Below are 18,390 nucleotides of genomic sequence, written 5' to 3' on the forward strand. Positions count from 1 at the left end.
TCCAATTGCTTCGCCTCAATCGGAGTCAGATTTGTCATGAAACCGAAAACCCGCCAGATATTGAGCTTCCGTTCGTTGAAACCGTCCCTTGCCGCTGTAGTCGGTGGCGTTGGATCTTGTTTGTTGATCCAAACAGGTGGCGCACAGGAGGTTTCGAGTCCGGATGCGCTCAAAACCCTGGTGGTGACCGCCGAGAAACAAGACGAGAGCTATCCCGTCAAAGAGGCAAGCACCGCAACGCGCAGCGACACGCCAATTGCGAAAACCCCGGTTTCCGTTCAGGTCATCCCGCGCTCGGTTTTCGTCGATCAGGGGGTGTTCCGATTGAAGGATGTTTATCGAAATGTCAGCGGGGTTTCCGCCGTGAAGACGGAGGGCCTGGGGATTCAGTTTGAGAATTCCATGATCCGTGGCTTTTCCCAGCTGGCATCGCTGGATGGCGTGAACCTCTACACCATGGCGCCGATGAATCTGGCGGGAGTCAGCAGGGTGGAAGTGTTGAAAGGCCCTGCGTCGTCACTTTATGGCGCGATCGAGCCGGGTGGGTTGATCAACGTGATGCCCCAGGTGGCGACGGCCACTCAGAAGAACGAAGTGTATGCCGAATATGGCAGCTACGATTATTATCAGGCCGGATTTGTCATGAACTCGCCGATTGGGGATGACGCGGCTTTGAGGATCGCTGGCGATTATCAGGATCAGGAATCATTCCGCGATTTCCTGCACAATCAATCGACCTTTTTCTCGCCGTCATTCACTTGGAATATCTCGCCGCAGACCCGGTTGACGACCTGGTTGTGGTATCAGGATCTGGAACGTCCGCACGACAATGGCGTGGTCTTCACCAGCGATGGCAAGCCAACGGGCTCAATCTATCGCAACCTCGCCGGATTCGGTCATACGACACAGGATATCGAGGATTTTGTGTATAGCCTGCAGCTGGAACACGATCTCAATCAGGATCTGACCCTGCGCGGGAAGGTGTTGGTGCATAACTTCGAAGCGGAGAATGATGCCATCCGGTGGTCGCCCGGGTCCGTTTCTGGAACGGTTAATAATTACCTGGATGCTTCCGAATTTGATAACTGGCAGTATAACTTTTTAGTCGACGGCATTTATAAATTCGACGTCGGCCCAACCAAGCATCAGTTCATCGCCGGGATTCAAGGTGATGTGAATGATTATAACTATCACCGCGTCACCGCGGCATTGCCGGTGATCGATGCCACGAATCCGGTCTATCCGACGGGTCCTTACAATTTCGTCGAAGGCTATGCGGATCAAAAGACGCTGACGAAATCCTTGGGTGGATACATCCAGGAGCAAATGGACGCCTTGGATGACCGGCTGCATGTCCTGTTAGGGGGGCGGGTGGATTACATCGATCAGTTTTACCGTCGTTTTTCTGATGGTAGAGAATTCAACCAATACGACACCGGATACACCGGGCGTTTCGGCGTTGCTTATGATCTAACACCTTGGCTGACGACCTACACGAATGTTTGCCGCTCCTTCAATCCCAATACCGCGGGAGGTAGCCTCGATTACAATGGCAATTCGATCGATCCGACCACCGGCTTGCAATACGAGGCCGGTGTGAAGCTGTCTCTGCTGGATGACCGGTTGGCGATCACCAGCTCGGTTTATCAGATCACCAAGGACAACGTGCCGGTTTCTGATCCGGATCACACCGGTTTCAGCGTGAATGGCGGTGAGCTCCGCAGCCAAGGATTCGAACTGGATATGCTGGGTCAACTCACCCGGAATCTTCAGTTGATCGCGAGTTATTCTTACACCGACACGGAGGTGCTCGATTCCTCAAGCCTGCCGGTTGGTGCGAGGTTCGCTGGCGTTCCCCTGCAATCGGGAAGTTTGTGGCTGAAATATGATTTCACCTCCGGACCGTTGGAAAACTTCGGCGTGGGTGCGGGTATTTTTGCCGTCAGTTCCAGACCGGTTGATAATAACAATACTTTCGATCTGGCTGGCTATGCGAGATTCGACACCGCGATGTGGTATCGCAGGAATCTGAACGATGGCAAGCAACTGAAGCTTCAGCTGAATGTGCTCAACTTGTTCGATACCGAATACTATGAATCCGCATTCAGCACCGCCAGTGTGCAGCCTGGAACCCCTTGCGCCGCTTATGTCAAATGCAGCCTGACGTTTTGAAATCTGATCCGGTGGCGACTCTCAGCGCCGCTGAACTCAAGGCCGTGTTTCAGCGCGGCTGGAACAATCCACAACGTGTGGAGGGTTGGGTGAGCGCCGGGTTGAATGCGGAGTTTCTCGATCCGGAATGTCGAGAAGCCTGGAAGAATTTGCTCCATCAAGCCACTGACAATGTCCCTCCAGGGCCGTTGTTAGATGTGGGTTCCGGTCCGGGAACTCTGGCGTTGATGTGGGCGGAACTTGGATTCGCAGTGACCGGGGTGGATTTTTCTCCCGCCATGATTGCGATGGCCCGGCGCATCGCCTCCGAACGCGGCGTGCGTGCGACTTTCGTGGAAGGCGATGCGGAATCATTGCCGTTTGAGGGTGAGCAATTCAGCGTCATCTCCACCCGCTTTGTGCTCTTCACGCTGCCGCATCCGGGCTATGCGGTTCGGCAGTGGGTTGATTTGCTGCAGCCTGGTGGATTACTCGTGATCGTGGGGCATACCATGCCGCCGGGCGAAAAACACCAGCCGTCGAAACAGGAAATCAGACCGCGATGGGAGCCGGACGAGAATTATAAAAACGCACTGAGCCAATTGCCGTTCCTCGATCACAAGGAATCGCATGTCCGGGTGGTGATGGAGGCGGCAGGGCTGCGTGATATCACTTCCTTGCCCATGGAGGATCTTCTTGAGGTTCGGGAAGAGTATCGCACCCGAAATGAAAGTCTCTCCACCTCGATCCCCTACGTTCTGGTTGGGAGGAAATGAACTTTGATTTCTAACAGGTCGTGTCGCTAAAGCTGAAACAGATTTTGTGCATCGCTGCCATCGCCTTGGTCGCGCTCGCCGGTTTGACGACACTGCTGATCAATCGGGGTGAGGGCGATGCGCCTTGGCGGACCAAGGATCGTGGGATGAGCGCCTCGGGTTACGACGTTGATTTGTCACCCACCGGCAAGGTTCATTTTGATCGGGTGCCAGAGCGAGTCGTGACGATGGATGCCAACTACAATGACATGCTGGTGGCACTTGGTGAAGATCGCAAACTCGTGGCTACCGGTTATCAGGATAATGATTACGATGGCTTCTATCACGCGCTCAGCGGCTATCAGCCGGCAGATCGCCAACATGCATTGACTTATCTATCCACTCCTGGAGGTGGCATGTTTGATAAAGAATTGCTCTATGCGTTAAGGGCGGATGTTCATCACATCGACCCCCTGCAGCTGGCAGCAAGCCGGGGATGGAGCGAGCGCGATGTCGATGAGATCGCCGCAAACGTCGGGCCGTTTTTGGCAAACCGCTATAGCCGGGATCATCACTATCCGGGAGCCGAACCGTATGAGTATTATGACCTTTGGTCACTTTCGGAAAAGATCGGCGAGGTCTATCAGAGAACCGGTGCGATCCAGCTTCTCAAGCAAGTTGGCGATCGGATGGTCGCATCCATCCAGGCGAAACTCCCTCCAGAATCCGAACGGCCGCGCGTGGGTTTGGTTTATTATAACAATGGGAAATACACCATTTACAGCCTGGCGAATGAAGGGTTCGGGCAAGTTCAATATCGCGAGCTGGGAGTGCGAGATGCGTTTGCTTCGATCGCGGATCGTGCCTACGGCGGCTCGCAAGGGCCGGTAGGCACACCACTGGATGCTGAAGGCTTGCTGTCGATGAATCCCGATGTGCTGATCATGCCATTCGCCATCAATTCCGGATCGGCAGCGATGAATTTTGAGCGGATGCAGGCGTTGAAGGATGATCCATTGTTAGGCCGGGTGAATGCTTTCAAAAACGGTCGCGTCTACCCGGGCGGAACTCCACTGCAGGGGCCGATTTTCTATCTGTTCCAACTGGAAATGGCGGCCAAGCAAATCTATCCGACGCTCTTCGGCGAGTTTCGCAAGGATCACCTGTATCCAAAGTCCGAACAACTCTTTGATCGCGATGAAGTCGTCCGGATCCTGAAAAAGCAAACGGAGTTGGATCATGCGAAGCAATGAGCAACGCCGTTATGCGCTCGCTTGGGTGATCGGGGTCTCGATGCTGGTCATCGTCATTTTCGCGTTGATCCAGCTGACGGCCGGTTCCTTTGGCATGACCTGGCAACGGGCATTTGCCGCGATCTTTGATCCCCAAGTTTGGAAATCTCCGACGACCTTGGGGCACTTTTTGTTAGGCGATGCGGGAGCTTCTGCCGTGGGGCTCGAGTCAACCCGGGCGCTGACCACTGAGACTTTGATCGTTTGGAATGTGCGGCTTCCTCGAGTGTTGGTGGCGGTTTTTGTGGGGATCAACTTGAGTGTTTCGGGATCGATCTTGCAGGCGGTGACGCGCAATGAAATGGCGAGTCCGTTTTTGTTAGGCGTGAGTTCCGGCGCGGGACTGGCGGTGATCCTGATTCTGGTGCTCTTTCCCATGCTCGCGCCACTTTTGCCGGTCATGGCGATGTTGGGCGGAGGTTTGGCCTTTCTGATCGTGTATGCGATTGCCTGGAATCGCGGAACCAGTCCGGTTCGATTGGTTCTGGCCGGCGTGGTGGTGGCTGCGATCGCGGGGTCGATCCAGACCGGATTATTTCTGATGGCGAAGGAAATCAGTGTGGTGCAAAACGCGCTCGCTTGGACGACCGGTTCTCTCACTGGAGTCGGCTGGCAGCAAGTCCGGCAAATTGCGCCTTGGACTTTGGTGAGCAGTATGATCGCGCTTCTAACAACCCGGCAATTGGATGTGCTGCAGCTCGGTGATCCTGCGGCGCGCAGCCTTGGCATGCGGGTGGAATGGGTGCGCTTCTGGCTGTCGGCGAATGCGATTATCGCCGCAGGTTCCGCCGTGGCAGTCGCCGGGTTGATCGGCTTCGTCGGACTGATTGTTCCGCATGTGGTGAGAAATTTGGTAGGCGGAACGCACCGGCGGTTGTTGATCGGTTGCTTATTTTCAGGACCAGCGCTTCTAGTTTGCGCGGACGCAGGCGCGCGCTTGTTGGTGCAGCCGATGCAATTGCCCGTGGGGATCATCACGGGGTGCCTTGGCGGTGGATTCTTTCTTTACATCATGCGGCGGCGTCCGGAAATCGGGAAACTATGAAGCCTCCCGAAACAGACTCACGCGGATTGTCTGCGGAGAAGTTGGCGGTGCGCTATGATCGGAGACTGCCATGGATTCTGGATGGGACGACCTTGCAAATTCCCGAAGGCAAGATCACGGCCATGATCGGGCCCAATGGATCAGGCAAAAGCACGTTGCTCAAAACGCTGGCAAGACAGCTTAACCCCGAGGCGGGCCGGGTGATCTTGGACGGCGGCGATCTGCGGCAATTGCCAGTGCGTGAGTTGGCGCATCGGCTGGGCATATTGTTTCAAGAGCATCCTGTCCCGGGAGAAATCCTGGTGGAAGACTTGGTGCGTCACGGCCGATATTCGCATTGTGGATTTCTCCAAGGACTTTCGGAAAATGATTTGGAGGCGATCGAGCTGGCGCTCCGGTTGACGGATCTAACGGATTTACGGCATCGTCCGGTTTCCGGATTGAGTGGCGGACAACGCCAGTTGGTGTGGATTGCGATGGCTCTGGCCCAGCAGCCTCAATATCTGTTTTTAGACGAACCGACGACCTTCCTCGATCTGTCGCATCAATTCGAATTGATGGAGCTCATGGTCAGATTGAATCGAGAGCACGGCAAAACAATCGTTCTGGTCTTGCACGATCTCAATCTCGCCGCCCGCTACGCCGATCATCTGATTGTGATGCAACAGGGGAAAATCGTGGCCGAGGGGCCGCCGGTGTCGATCTTGACGCCAGCGCGGCTACGCGAGGTTTTCGAAATCGAAGCTCAAATTTTCCACAGCGACCAAGGTTGGCTGCAATGCCTGCCGATCGGGAAAGTTCAGCATTAGCGGACGGAGTGTGGCTTGTAGCGCCGTCATCGGATTTCTGAATTTTCCTAAAAATTGAATTAGAATAATTCTTGATATTACTCCTGGCTGGCTGAATGGTGCGGCCAGATGCACGACCACTCTTCCAAGCCAATCGCTGATGCGGACATTCCCGATGAAATTCGGGGGCTGCGCATGACGCGCCAGCGCAAGGAGGTGTATCGGACGCTGATCAGCGATCGAAATCACCCGACGGCAAACGATGTCTTCATGCGTGTGAAGGATCGCCTGCCGAGTATCTCGCTGGCGACCGTCTACAACTGCCTGGAAGTGCTGGTCCAGCACGATGTCGTGCGTCAGGTGAATTTTGACCGGGAACCATCCCGCTATTGTTCCAATCGCGATGACCATGGTCATTTCCACGATAAATCATCAGGCGTGATTCACGATGTCCATTTCAAGCCGGGCGTGAATCTGGCCGATTTGCTCGACCTTCCTGCGGGTGCGCTGATCGACGAAATCGAGATCACCCTCCGCGGTCAAATCCCTCAATCCTCCAACTAACCAATTTCCCTTTTTCTTAACATGAGCCTGCAAATCAAAGACCTCCACGCCACTCTCGAAGACGGCACCGAAATTCTGAAAGGTGTCACCTTGGAAATTCCGAAGGGCGAAGTCCATGCCATCATGGGTCCGAACGGGTCCGGGAAATCGACACTTTCGAAAGTCATTTCGGGCCACGAAGGCTACGTCGTGACTTCCGGATCGGTGACCATGGATGGCGAAAACTTGCTGGAAATGGAAGTCGACGAACGCTCACGCGCCGGCATTTTCCTCGCTTTCCAATATCCGTCGGAAGTTCCGGGTGTGTCGAATGCGAACTTCATCCGCGCCGCGCTCCAGGCTCGTTTGCCCAAAGGTGAAGAGATCGATGCGGTTGCCTATTACAAGCATCTCTATTCAAAGATGGATTTGCTGGAAATGGACCGCAAGTTCACGGCTCGCGCGGTGAACGAAGGCTTCTCCGGTGGTGAGAAAAAGCGCAACGAAATCCTGCAAATGATCATGCTGGAGCCGAAGTATGCGTTGCTCGACGAAACCGATTCCGGACTGGATATCGACGCACTGAAAATCGTCGCCAAGGGTGTGAATTCCATGCGCTCGGAAGATCGCGGCTTCCTCCTCATCACCCACTATCAGCGCCTGCTCGACTACATCAAACCGGACCACGTTCACGTGATGTCCGCAGGGCGCATCGTCCGTTCCGGAGGCCCGGAACTGGCATTGGAACTGGAAGAAACCGGTTACGATTTCCTGAAAGAATTGGCACCTGCCTAATCCTTACCCGCTACATTTCTATGTCCTACGAAGATACATCCGTTCTCGATGACGGTACTCGTCAAGCGATCGATATCGACCGCAGCCGGGGCGATTTCACTTTCCCGGAGCGCAACAAGTTTGATGCCGGGCGTGGTCTTTCCGAAAAGACAGTCGATTACATCTCGGACGTGAAAAGCGATCCGGATTGGGTCCGCGAATTCCGCCACAAGGCGCTCAAGGTGTTCCTCGATAAACCGATGCCCACCAACTGGGCGACGAGCGACCTGAACAACATCGATTTCGACGCGATCCGCTACTACCTTTCCGACGGTGAAAAGCCAAAGCGTTCCTGGGATGAAGTCCCGCCCGATGTTTTGGAAACCTTTGAACGACTTGGAATTCCAGAGCAAGAGCGCGCATTCCTCGCCGGCGTGGAAGCTCAGTTCGACTCCGAAGCGGCCTATTCGAACGTTAAGGAAGAACTCAGCAAGCAAGGCGTGATTTTTGTGAACTCGACCGAAGGGTTGAAAGAGCACGAAGAAATTTTTCGACCTTGGTTTGGTAAAGTCATTCCAACTGGCGACAACAAATTCTCCGCGCTGAATTCAGCGGTGTTTTCCGGTGGTTCGTTCATCTACATCCCGAAAGGCGTGAAGCTGAAGCAACCGCTGCAAGCATACTTCCGGATCAATTCCGAAAACTTCGGCCAGTTCGAGCGCACACTCATCATCGCCGACGAAGGTGCGGAAGTGATGTACATGGAAGGCTGCACCGCACCGAAGTTCGAAACGTCGACACTCCACTCCGCCGTGGTTGAGCTGGTCGCTCTGAAAGGCGCGAAGATCCAATACGTCACCGTGCAAAACTGGTCGTCGAACGTTTTCAACCTCGTCACCAAACGTGGCTTGGCGATGGAAGACGCGGAAGTCCGCTGGATCGATTGCAACATCGGTTCGCGTCTGACGATGAAATACCCGGGCGTGATCATGAAAGGTCGCCGCGCTCGTGGTGAGGTGATCTCGATCGCTCTCGCCAACAACGGTCAGCATCAGGACACCGGTGCGAAGATGATCCACGCAGCGGACGAAACGACTTCGAACATCGTGTCGAAATCGATTTCCGTTGGCGAAGGTCGTTCGACCTACCGTGGCCAAGTTCACATTCCGAAGCATCTGAAGGGTTGCAAAAACAACACCGAGTGCGACGCGCTTCTCATCAACAGCAACAGCCGCACCGATACCTATCCGGCGATCACGGTGAAGGGAAACCGTCACTCGACCCAGCACGAAGCGTCGGTTTCGCAGGTTTCCGAAGACATGCTGTTCTATCTGATGCAACGCGGCTTGAGCGAAGGTCAGGCCATGTCACTCGCCGTGAACGGCTTCATCAACGATCTGGTGCGCGAGTTCCCGATGGAATATTCCGTCGAGTTGAAGCGCCTGATCGATCTCGAAATGGAAGGTTCGGTGGGCTGATCCACCGATTGTTAGATTATTAGTTTTATTTGTTTATGTCCGCTGTCATCGAACCCACCCCGGATCTGTCCGCTACCTTTCCCGCTTGGTTCAACGAGCGCCAAAAGGCCGCCCGGGAGTTGTATGAATCCACCCCTACGCCGAAACGAGGCGATGAGGAGTGGAGATTTGCCAATATCAAACAGCTCGATTTTTCCGCTTATGCGCCGAGTGGATTTGATGGCGATGCGACTGATATGATCGCTCGCTCAGTGGGGGTGGAAGCTCCATTGGCAAAGCTGGTTTTCATCAATGACACGCTGGTATTGTCCGAATCGAATGTACCGACAGGACTGATCTGCCTGCCATTGGCTGAGGCCTTGGTTTCCCATTCGGAGCTGGTCGAGAAGCATTTCATGCAGCAGGAAACCCGGTTGGGCTCCGCGAAATTCTCGGCTCTGCACGCTGCCTCGGTCATCAATGGTTTGTTCGTCTTCGTCCCAGACAAGTTGGAAGTCGAAGGCACCATCGAAGTGCATCATTGGATTTCTGGCGAAAACACGCTGGTGTTTCCTCACACGCTGATCGTCACCGGTCGCCATTCGAAGGTGCGCGTGGTTGATATGTTCCGCTCCGCCAATGATTCGGATTCGGGGCTGGCCATCGCGTTCAACGACCTTTCCGCAGGCCCTGGCTCGAAGCTGGATTACGTGGCGATCCAGGCGCTGAACGAAAAATCGCGCATGGTGCAAATCAACGAAACGTCTGCAGACCGCGATGCTTCAACCACCGGATTCATCCTGAATACCGGATCGACCTGGGCACGCAATGAGTCGCTGACCCGCCTCGAAGGTCCGGGTTCGCGCTCGGACATGCTGTCGGTCTCCATTCCGTATCAGGATCAGGAATACGATCAACGCACGTTCCAGCATCACGTTTCCGAAGGAGCTTACTCGGATTTGTTATATAAAAACTCGTTGTATGATGAATCGAAGACCGTGTTCTCAGGACTGATCTTTGTCGACGAAGGGGCGCACCATACCGATGCCTACCAGACTTGTCGTAACTTGCTGATGAGTGACACCTGCGAAGCGAATTCCATGCCCGGCTTGGAGATCAACGCGGATCAGGTGAAGTGCTCACACGGCAGCACTTCATCACAAATCAGCGATGAGGAGATCTTTTACCTGCGTGCCCGCGGCATCGATCCAGTTCGCGCCCGCCAACTGATTGCCCGTGGTTTCTCGGTTGAGGTGGTGGAGCGTTTGAACGACGAAGCGGTTGAAAGCCTCGTGCTTCAATTCATCGACGAAAAGTTCGCGAAGATTGCTACTGGCGGTGCTTGATCGATCCGCGGACTGAGTTGCGTCCTGTTCGATTGAATATTGGACTGTCCATTTTCTGCCCGGTTGGGTTAGGTTGGTGCGGAAATGAATCGCATCGACCGCCTGACGGGGATGATCCTGTTGCTGCAAAGCCACCGTGTGATCACGGCGGAAAAGATTGCGGCGCATTTTGAGATCAGCGTCCGCACGGTTTATCGGGATTTGGCAGCGCTCGGGGAAGCGGGTGTCCCTATCATCGGCGAAGCCGGGATGGGCTACAGCCTGATGCGCGGTTATCACGTGCCGCCGGTGATGTTCACGGAGAACGAAGCGGCCGCCCTTTTTCTGAGTGGCGAAGTGACGGAGCAGATTGCCGACGAATCACTGCGTGATGCCTTGCGCGATGCATTGATGAAAATCCGCGCGGTTCTTCCTACCGAGCGCCGGGATTACTTGAATCGTCTATCGCGGTCCATCCGGGTTTCACTTCCATTGCTATCGGGCAGTGACGAGGACCGGCAATCGCTGATGCCTTTGCAGCAAGCGGTGGTGCGCAAGCAATGCGTCGCCCTGACCTACGATGCAGGCCGTAGAGGAGAGATTACCAAGCGTGTGGTCGAGCCACTTGGCTTGGTGTTTTACGGCCGCCAGTGGCATTTGATCGCGCATTGCCAATTGCGGAATGCGACGCGTGATTTCCGACTGGACCGGATGAACGAATGGGAGGTGCTGGCGCAGCAGTTCAGCGGACATGATGATTTCTCACTGAAGGAATTCCTCGCTGAAGAAATCGCAGCCAGTCAGGTGATTCCCACGGTGATCGATTTTGCAGCTGGGGTGATGGAGCGGGTGAGAACCGAGCTTTATTCATCGTCCTTATCCGAAACGAAGCTGCCGGATGGCCGGGTGCGGGTTGAATGTCTGGTTTCTTGCACGCGCTGGATGGCCTCCTGGTTGATGAGTTACGGCCTTGATGCGGAAGTCGTGGCACCGCCGGAACTGCGGCAGGAGATGCTCACGGTGGCGGTGCAAATCCAGCAGCGTTATCGGGACGCAGAAGTTTTTTCCAGCTACTGACATAGGGTTGTCAGTGGCATCGGTTTGAATGCGGTTGTCTTCGGCACACGGCCGGGGGCGCTAACCAAACTCCATTCAATCGATGAAAAACAATGCAATCAACTGGTTCGAAATCATGGTATCCGATTTCGACCGCGCCCATCAATTCTATCAAACCATCCTCGGCACTTCGATGGACACCTTCGACGGTGAGGATAAAATGGCACTATTCCCAGCCGAGTATGACCAGGGAGTTGGCGGCGCGCTGACCCTCAGAAAAGGCGGAACTCCTGGCCCGGGAGGATCTCTGATTTATCTTAATGTTGAAGGCGATCTCGATGGTGTACTTGCCAGAATTCCCGAAGCAGGTGGGGAGGTGATCAAGTCACGGACAGCGATTCCGCCGCACGGCTTCATTGGCATTTTCAAGGATTCCGAAGGCAACATCGTGGGGCTGCACAGCATGTCTTGAGTGAGCTTTCTCGGAACTTTGATTCTCGTTGCTAATTTGATACGGAATTTGTAGATGGCTAGTCCTGTGAAATGCGGGGCAATCATCTTCATCGTCACCTTGATCGTCGGGGCAGGCATGGGCTTGCTCCCGCGATCCGAGGGTAGATCGACCAAATCTCAAGCGACCTCAAAAGCCCGGCCCACTGGTTCGAGGGATCGGTCACGAGAAAACCGCCCGAGGTGGAGCAGTGAAGACTTTCTCAAACGTGCACAAGATACAGTTGAGGCGCGGGCACATCCATTGGCAACCGAGCTGGCAAACTGGACCGATGCGGAAATCGAGGTCGCGCTCAATGAGACTCTGTCAAAACCGGAGTGGCTGCTTGAGGGCAGCCCGCTGAGCAAGGTCGCGTTCGAGCTTCTCACGGAATGGATGAAACGAGACTTCGATGCGGCCTATGCTTGGTTCATGGGCATTCAAGGTGGGAAAGCGAAGAATACTTTGGCTGGATGCTTGGCCGCACATTGGCCCAAGGATCGACCGGCAGAAGGCCTGGCGTTGCTACGAATTTATCCAGATCTAGCCACTCAGTTTGGGTGGGAGCGGGGACAGTTCAGTCTTCGCGGGCTGCAGGATGTGGCTGCGAAGGATGGGGCGATGGGGGTTGCTCAGCTGCTTCGGGAGATGAAAGAGGAGGATCAGTTGAACCAGCCTGGTTATTCCGAAGCTCTGAAGCTCCCGGATGGATTCGATTTCAACGCACTCGCGGCTACCGATGCCTTTAAGGAGGGTTGGGGAAGTCTGGAGGTACACAGACTGATGATTGAATGGCTTGAGACCGACAAGGAAACAGCACTGAAATGGCTGCTCGATTCGAAGGGTCCGGCTGGTGTGTATGACGTGATCTCTCACGGCGGATTATCCACTGCTGCGTCCTACGTTGTTGGTCAGATCGGTACCTGGTCGCAGTCAGACCGCAGTGAATTTCTAACCGCATCAGCAAGAAAAATGAGTGAGATGGAATACTACCGTACTGCTTCTCAAATTTCTAGGTGGGCGAAAGCTACGGGCAACCCGGTTGCAGCGGATGAGATCCGTGCCCTCGGCATCCAGGGGATTTTCTATGGCCAGGCAGCAAATATGTTACCCCTGCTTAACGATATGGAGCAAGAGCGAAGGGTGGATGCCCTCCTGGAGGCAACGCCTATTGCGGGAAACTCCGGCAGGGGTATGCGAACATTTACAGAATCCGATGAAGCACTTTTCCGGAAACAACTGAGTGAGTGGGAGGTGCCATCTGAGCAGGCAGATGAGATTATTCAACGATTCAAGCCATGAGAAAGTTAAGCATCTACATTGCCTTGGGTTGTTTCGGTTTTGGACTTGGATTCGTTCTTACACATTCCGTAAATTCAGGATTATCATCTCATGAAAAAGCGCGAGAGTTGACCCGGCAGACGCGGGAGGTTGCGAGATTTTCTGCAAATGCGGAGACGGAACGCAAAGGCCTGGATCGGTTGATGCGTGATTGGGATTTGGCGAAGAAAAAATCGGATCTTCGCCATGAGTTGGAACGCTTGAGTTTAGATGAACTCAGGAGTGAGATGGTTGAGATATCGAAACTTAAAATATCAGGCGATCTACAATTGGAGACGTATATTCATGTTATGAGTGAGTTCGGCGCGGAGTTCTATCGCCGAGAGGGAGAGGATGCTCTGGAATGGGCGATGCAGCAGGATGGGGAATGGAAAGGTTCCTACCGCGGAGTCCTCGCCCCGGTCTTGAACGAAGCAGCTGCCACTTCGCCAACGATTCTGAAACGCTGGCTGGATCGATTGTCGGAGGATGTTGATTTTAGAGCATCGGCACATCAATTTTCCCAACTCGCGATGGATCGTGCGGCGGAGAGGGGCACGGACGATTGGATCGCAGCAGCGAAAGCTTTAGACAATTACTGGGTAGCCGGGAGCATGGCGAGTGCTCCATTTTACTCGGACGATTTTGATTTCTCACGGATGCTCAAAGAGGTTCCCGAGGGTCCAGGAGTGGGCGATGCAGTGGGCTACTGGGCGGCGCAGGACAAAGACGCGGCATGGTCTAGCTTGAAGGAGTTTTATGACTCGAAAAATCCAGATGGGACTTTTTATCTGGGTGCTCTCTGGCAAGGGGTTGCCACTACCACCGAAAGCCAAGCCGCGATCGGTTGGACTGTTTCACGGCTGGATTTGATACCTGATGAAATGAGGGATATGTCGGTATACAGCCTCATTGTTGCAGGAGCCGACCGGTCAGAAGAATTCGAGCCACTGCTGAAGTCTCTGCCTCGGGAATCGGACCGAATTACTGCGGCTCAACATATGTTGGAAACTCAAACCAATGCGAAGCAGCTGAAACTCGCGATGAACAGTTTGCCGAGGCAGGAGCAAATGGCCGCAGTTTTATCAATGGCGGAATCCTATCGTAAGTCCTTCCAGAGCGGAGATGAATATCAAGCCGCTGGGATTGCCAAAAGATTGGAGAAACCGATGAAAATCCTAGAGCTCAGCGACGAAGAGAAGGCGCAAGTGATGAGTCGAGTGGGTGATCCGTGAGACTTTCCTGTCGGGTCATGGATTGTTTCATGTTGCTATTCGAACACAAAGTTTGTAGATGGCTTGTTCTGTGAAAAGAGGAGCGATCATCTTCATCATCGCGATGACTGTAGGTGCAGGCTTCGGCTTGCTCGCACGATCCAACGGAAGAGCTGGAAAATCGGCAATTGCTGAAAAATCCCAGGCGACTCGACCTCATGAGCGCGATCAGCAGCGCGCGGATCACCCGAAGTGGAGCACTGAAGATTTAATCAAGCGTGCTAAAGAAACAGCAGAGGCGCGGAAACATCCATTGGCTGCAAATCTGGAGAGTTGGACTGATGCGGAAATCGAGGCAGCTCTTAATGAGACTTTGTCGAAACCGGAGTGGTTGCTTAGTAGTCTAACTGAACCGAACGCAACGAGCGAGGCGGCGTTTGAGCTTCTCAGGGTATGGATGAGGCGTGACTTTGATGCGGCGTTTGCCTGGTTTAGTGGAGTTCAAGATGGTATTGCGAAGGAGCAATTGGCGGTATGCTTGGGCGAAAATTGGCCGGACGATCGGGCTTCCGAAGGTTTTGCGTTGTTACGCATCTATCCGGAGATTTTCCCCGTGGGTAATCCGGCTCGAGGCAAGTTCAACATTCAGGGCTTGCAGGATGAAGCCGCCAAGGGCGGCGCCGTTGGACTTGGTGCGTTGCTGGCAGAGATGCATGCTGAGCAACTATTATATAATCGTGGCTTTACCCCAGGACCTGAGCTGCCGGATGATTTCGATTTTGACGCACTTGCAGCAACGGATGCGCTAAAAGACGGATGGGGAACAACGGAAGTCCGCGGATTGGTCTCCCAATGGATGGCAAATGACGCTGAGTCGGCTGTGGCTTGGGTTCTGAAGACGGAGGGACCGAGCGGTGTTTATAATGTGATTGAGTATGGATGCTATACCAATACTTTAAATGCCATCGGCGAGCAAATAGAGAACTGGTCAGAGGAAGATCGTAGCGAATTTCTCGACACGATTGAGAAGCAAGTAGCGGGGCAATTATATACGCCATCGTCTGTGATTTCGGGATTGGCGAAAGGAATGTCAGATCCGGCGGTTGCAGACGAAATCCGGGAAGTTGGCATTCAAGGAATGTTCGCAGGCAAAACATCAGCTGTGCTGCCGGTGCTGGATGAAATGGATCCAGCGCGAAGGGTGGATGCTTTGCTGACGGCTACCTTAGACGTGCCAAATGGTCGGCGGAATTTCGGTCAGTCGGATGAAGAGTTGCTGCGTAAAAAACTCAATGAGTGGCAGGTCTCTGCAGAACAAACGGAAGAAATCGTCCAACGGTTCAAACCATGAAAACTTTGATCATTCGCATCACGTTGGTGATTTTTGGAGCAGGCTTGGGATTTATCCTGGTCGCGGGATCCTCAACTTCAATTTCTAAGTCGCTGGTATCCGACCAATTACCCCAATCACGACGGAGAAATGTCGTGCGAGCTTCGGCATCAGCTGGAACCGAGCGCAAAGACCTGCAGTGTTTGATCCGCAACTTACGGGAAGATCGTCAGAAATCAGACATTCGTCGCGAGTTGGAACGCATGAGCCCAGATGAACTGCGGAGCGGTATGTTAGAACTGATGGAAGTGAGGCGAAAGGACGGAACATCATCAACCCAATTTCTCTTCGATGAATTTGGAGCAGAGCTCTATCGTCGTGAAGGTGAGGCTGCGCTAGAGTGGGCTGAGATGCAGGACACCGTTGCAACCAGATTCTATGAATCGGCGATGTGCTCCATTTTGAAAGCTGTCGCGGCTTCATCTCCATCGGTGCTGAAGCGTTGGGTTGGGCGGTTGCCGGACAATCTTCAGCAAGCGGAATTATCTCAGCATTACACTATAGCAATTAATTCAGCAGCAGAGCGAGGTACGGACGACTGGATCAAGGCTGCGCAGCTTCCTATTCAATTCTGGCAAGGTGCCTCATCCTACTCGGATGATTTTGATTTCTCACGCATGCTCAAAGAAGTTCCGAATGGTTCAGGGGTAAACGATGCTCTCAGCTATTGGGCGGCTCAAGATAAGGAAGCGGCGTGGGATAGCTTGAAGACGATTTATGATGGAGGAGCGCAAGGTGAAGAGTTCTTCCTTGGGTCCTTGTGGAAAGGCGTTGCGTCTACTGAGGGGAGCCAGCCAGCGCTTGACTGGGTGGTTTCCCATCTTGATCAAATTCCAGAAAGTTCCCGAGAGTCAGCAATTGAAGGGCTGGCTCGGGAAGTGAGGAACCGTCCCGAAGATTTTGGGGCATTGCTCAAAGCTTTGCCGAAAGAATCTGATCGAGTTACGGTAGCTGAAGAAGCGCTAGATCTCAGGTCGACACCAAAGCAGCAAAAGGAAGTGAAGGCAGCCCTGAATGATCTGCCGAGGCAGGAACAAATGGCCGCACTTTTCAAGAAGGCGAAGAGTTATGCAAAATTGTATCAGGAGGTTGAGTCGAAAAGAGCTGGTCTGGAAAACTTACTAGGGTCCTCCATGGATCTCTTCAACCTCAATGCCGACGAACGAGCGCAGGTGATGGCAGAGCTGAATGGATCTCCATCAAGCACATCTCCGTGATGACGAATTGGTCAGTGTAAGGATGGTCGTCATCTTAACTTGCAGCTCCCTGTAATGAACTTATCCGAAGTTGTGGTCTTACATCGGGAATATGGAAATTTGTTGCTATTTGAGCACACTCATTGTAGCTAGTGTTTCCAGTGAAAAGCGGTGCAATTATTTTCATCATCGCGATTGCTGTAGGGGTAGGCATGGGCTTGTTCGCGCAATCTAACGGAAGAGCTGGAAAATCGGAAACTGCTGAAAAATCCCAGACGACTCGACCTCGTGAGCGCGATCAGCAGCGCGGAGATCACCCGAAGTGGAGGAGTGGAGATTTTCTCAAGCGTGCTGGAGAAACCGCGGAGGCGCGGAAACATCCATTGGGTGCCGAGCTGGCGAATTGGACCGATGCGGAAATCGAGGCAGCACTCTATGAAGCTCTAACGAAACCGGAGTGGTTGCTAAACGGAAGCCCGACCAGCGATGCGGCGTCAGAACTTTTTGCGGAATGGATGAAGCGTGATTTCGATGCAGCGTATGCTTGGTTCCTTGGAATTCAAGATGGCACTGCGAAGAAACAATTGACGGTTTGTCTAGGCGAGAATTGGCCTGAGGATCGAGCTTCCGAAGGTTTTGCGCTGCTACGCATTAATCCGAAGATTTTCTCCCAGAGCAATCCGGCGCGACGCAAATTCGTCCTCCAGGGGCTACAGGATGAAGCTGCCAAAGGAGGCGCGATTGGACTCGCCGCACTGCTGGCAAAGATCAATTCTGAGAAATTATTGTCGAAATACGGCTATTCTCCGGGGCCCGAGCTGCCGGATGATTTCGATTTTGGCGCGCTTGCAGCAACCGATGCATTTAAAGACGGATGGGATACTTCGGAAATCCGCGGCTTGGTCAGCAAATGGATGGCCAAGGACGCGGAGTCGGCTGTGGCTTGGGTGCTTCAGACAAAGGGTCCGGGCGGTATTTGTGATGTGTTTAAGTTTGGAGGTGCTACGAGCACTTACAATGCCGTCGGCGGGCAAATGGAAAACTGGTCAGATGAGATTCGTAGCGAATTTCTCGACACGATTGAGAAGCAAGTAGCGGGGCAATTATATACGACATCATCTGTGATTTCGGAATTGGCGAAAGGAACATCAGATCCGGCGTTAGCAGACGAAATTCGTGAAGTTGGCATTCAGGGAATGTTCGCAGGCAGGACATCAAATGTCCTTCCCATATTGGATGAAATGGATCCAGTACGCAGGGTGGATGCTTTGTTGGCGGCGACCTCGGGCATGCCAAAGGGTCAGCAAAATTTCGGTCAGTCGGATGAAGAGCTGCTGCGTAAAAAACTCAATGAGTGGCAGGTCTCTGCAGAACAAACGGAAGAGATCGTCCAACGGTTCAAACCATGAAAACTTTGATCATTCGCATCACGCTGGTGATTTTTGGAGTAGGCTTGGGATTTTTCCTGGTCGCGGGATCCTCAACTTCAATTTCCAAGTCAGCTGAGCCTCACCGTTTATCACGATCACAACAGAAAAATTCCGCTCGATCATCGGCAGCTGCTAAACCCGATCAGAAGGATCTACAGCGGCTG

The 18,390-nt window shown here is 53.5% G+C and carries 16 protein-coding genes; all 16 read left to right on the plus strand.

What is annotated here, in order from left to right; translation table 11 throughout:
• Window positions 1–36: 36 nt before the first annotated feature.
• The 16 genes from JIN85_RS11660 (at window position 37) to JIN85_RS11735 (ending at window position 18,205) form a co-directional block, all read left to right on the plus strand.
• A complete protein-coding gene (locus tag JIN85_RS11660) occupies window positions 37–2,172 on the plus strand; it encodes a TonB-dependent siderophore receptor (protein WP_200270860.1) in 2,136 nt (711 codons plus the stop codon).
• Window positions 2,154–2,927, plus strand: coding sequence for a class I SAM-dependent methyltransferase (locus JIN85_RS11665; protein ID WP_200270862.1), 774 nt, complete (start codon window positions 2,154–2,156; stop codon window positions 2,925–2,927). Before JIN85_RS11660 ends, JIN85_RS11665 begins: the two co-directional genes overlap by 19 nt.
• Window positions 2,928–2,947: 20 nt before the next feature.
• Window positions 2,948–4,159 carry an ABC transporter substrate-binding protein gene (locus tag JIN85_RS11670; RefSeq protein WP_200270864.1) on the plus strand — a complete coding sequence of 404 codons (1,212 nt, stop codon included), beginning with the start codon at window positions 2,948–2,950 and terminating at the stop codon, window positions 4,157–4,159.
• Window positions 4,146–5,243, plus strand: coding sequence for a FecCD family ABC transporter permease (locus JIN85_RS11675; RefSeq protein ID WP_200270866.1), 1,098 nt, complete (start codon window positions 4,146–4,148; stop codon window positions 5,241–5,243). The genes JIN85_RS11670 and JIN85_RS11675 overlap by 14 nt, the downstream gene beginning before the upstream one ends.
• On the plus strand, window positions 5,240–6,052 hold the full coding sequence (locus JIN85_RS11680; RefSeq protein WP_200270868.1) for an ABC transporter ATP-binding protein: 813 nt from the start codon (window positions 5,240–5,242) through the stop codon (window positions 6,050–6,052). Before JIN85_RS11675 ends, JIN85_RS11680 begins: the two co-directional genes overlap by 4 nt.
• 108 nt (window positions 6,053–6,160) lie before the next feature.
• Window positions 6,161–6,595: a Fur family transcriptional regulator gene (locus tag JIN85_RS11685; RefSeq protein ID WP_200270870.1), complete on the plus strand. Its 435-nt coding sequence runs from the start codon at window positions 6,161–6,163 to the stop codon at window positions 6,593–6,595.
• A 21-nt stretch (window positions 6,596–6,616) separates the two neighbouring features.
• On the plus strand, window positions 6,617–7,369 hold the full coding sequence (sufC, locus tag JIN85_RS11690; RefSeq protein WP_200270872.1) for a Fe-S cluster assembly ATPase SufC: 753 nt from the start codon (window positions 6,617–6,619) through the stop codon (window positions 7,367–7,369).
• 20 nt (window positions 7,370–7,389) lie between these two features.
• Complete coding sequence (gene sufB, locus JIN85_RS11695) at window positions 7,390–8,826, plus strand: Fe-S cluster assembly protein SufB (RefSeq protein ID WP_200270875.1); 1,437 nt, start codon at window positions 7,390–7,392, stop codon at window positions 8,824–8,826.
• 35 nt (window positions 8,827–8,861) lie between these two features.
• Window positions 8,862–10,151, plus strand: coding sequence for a SufB/SufD family protein (locus JIN85_RS11700; protein WP_200270877.1), 1,290 nt, complete (start codon window positions 8,862–8,864; stop codon window positions 10,149–10,151).
• 84 nt (window positions 10,152–10,235) lie between these two features.
• The gene (locus JIN85_RS11705) at window positions 10,236–11,207 is read left to right on the plus strand and encodes a helix-turn-helix transcriptional regulator (RefSeq protein WP_200270878.1); all 972 of its coding nucleotides are present in this window, start codon (window positions 10,236–10,238) and stop codon (window positions 11,205–11,207) included.
• 82 nt (window positions 11,208–11,289) lie between these two features.
• On the plus strand, window positions 11,290–11,658 hold the full coding sequence (locus tag JIN85_RS11710; RefSeq protein ID WP_200270881.1) for a VOC family protein: 369 nt from the start codon (window positions 11,290–11,292) through the stop codon (window positions 11,656–11,658).
• A gap of 54 nt (window positions 11,659–11,712) precedes the next feature.
• Window positions 11,713–12,978: a hypothetical protein gene (locus JIN85_RS11715; protein ID WP_200270882.1), complete on the plus strand. Its 1,266-nt coding sequence runs from the start codon at window positions 11,713–11,715 to the stop codon at window positions 12,976–12,978.
• A 329-nt stretch (window positions 12,979–13,307) separates the two neighbouring features.
• Window positions 13,308–14,231 carry a hypothetical protein gene (locus tag JIN85_RS11720; RefSeq protein WP_200270884.1) on the plus strand — a complete coding sequence of 308 codons (924 nt, stop codon included), beginning with the start codon at window positions 13,308–13,310 and terminating at the stop codon, window positions 14,229–14,231.
• A 58-nt stretch (window positions 14,232–14,289) separates the two neighbouring features.
• Window positions 14,290–15,561 carry a hypothetical protein gene (locus tag JIN85_RS11725; RefSeq protein WP_200270886.1) on the plus strand — a complete coding sequence of 424 codons (1,272 nt, stop codon included), beginning with the start codon at window positions 14,290–14,292 and terminating at the stop codon, window positions 15,559–15,561.
• Window positions 15,558–16,817: a hypothetical protein gene (locus JIN85_RS11730; RefSeq protein WP_200270888.1), complete on the plus strand. Its 1,260-nt coding sequence runs from the start codon at window positions 15,558–15,560 to the stop codon at window positions 16,815–16,817. Before JIN85_RS11725 ends, JIN85_RS11730 begins: the two co-directional genes overlap by 4 nt.
• Window positions 16,818–16,957: 140 nt before the next feature.
• Window positions 16,958–18,205 (plus strand): hypothetical protein, encoded by a 1,248-nt coding sequence (locus JIN85_RS11735; protein WP_200270890.1) that lies wholly within the window; start codon window positions 16,958–16,960, stop codon window positions 18,203–18,205.
• The last annotated feature ends 185 nt before the right edge of the window (window positions 18,206–18,390 follow it).

This window comes from Luteolibacter pohnpeiensis (assembly GCF_016595435.1).
Classification (GTDB): domain Bacteria; phylum Verrucomicrobiota; class Verrucomicrobiia; order Verrucomicrobiales; family Akkermansiaceae; genus Luteolibacter; species Luteolibacter pohnpeiensis.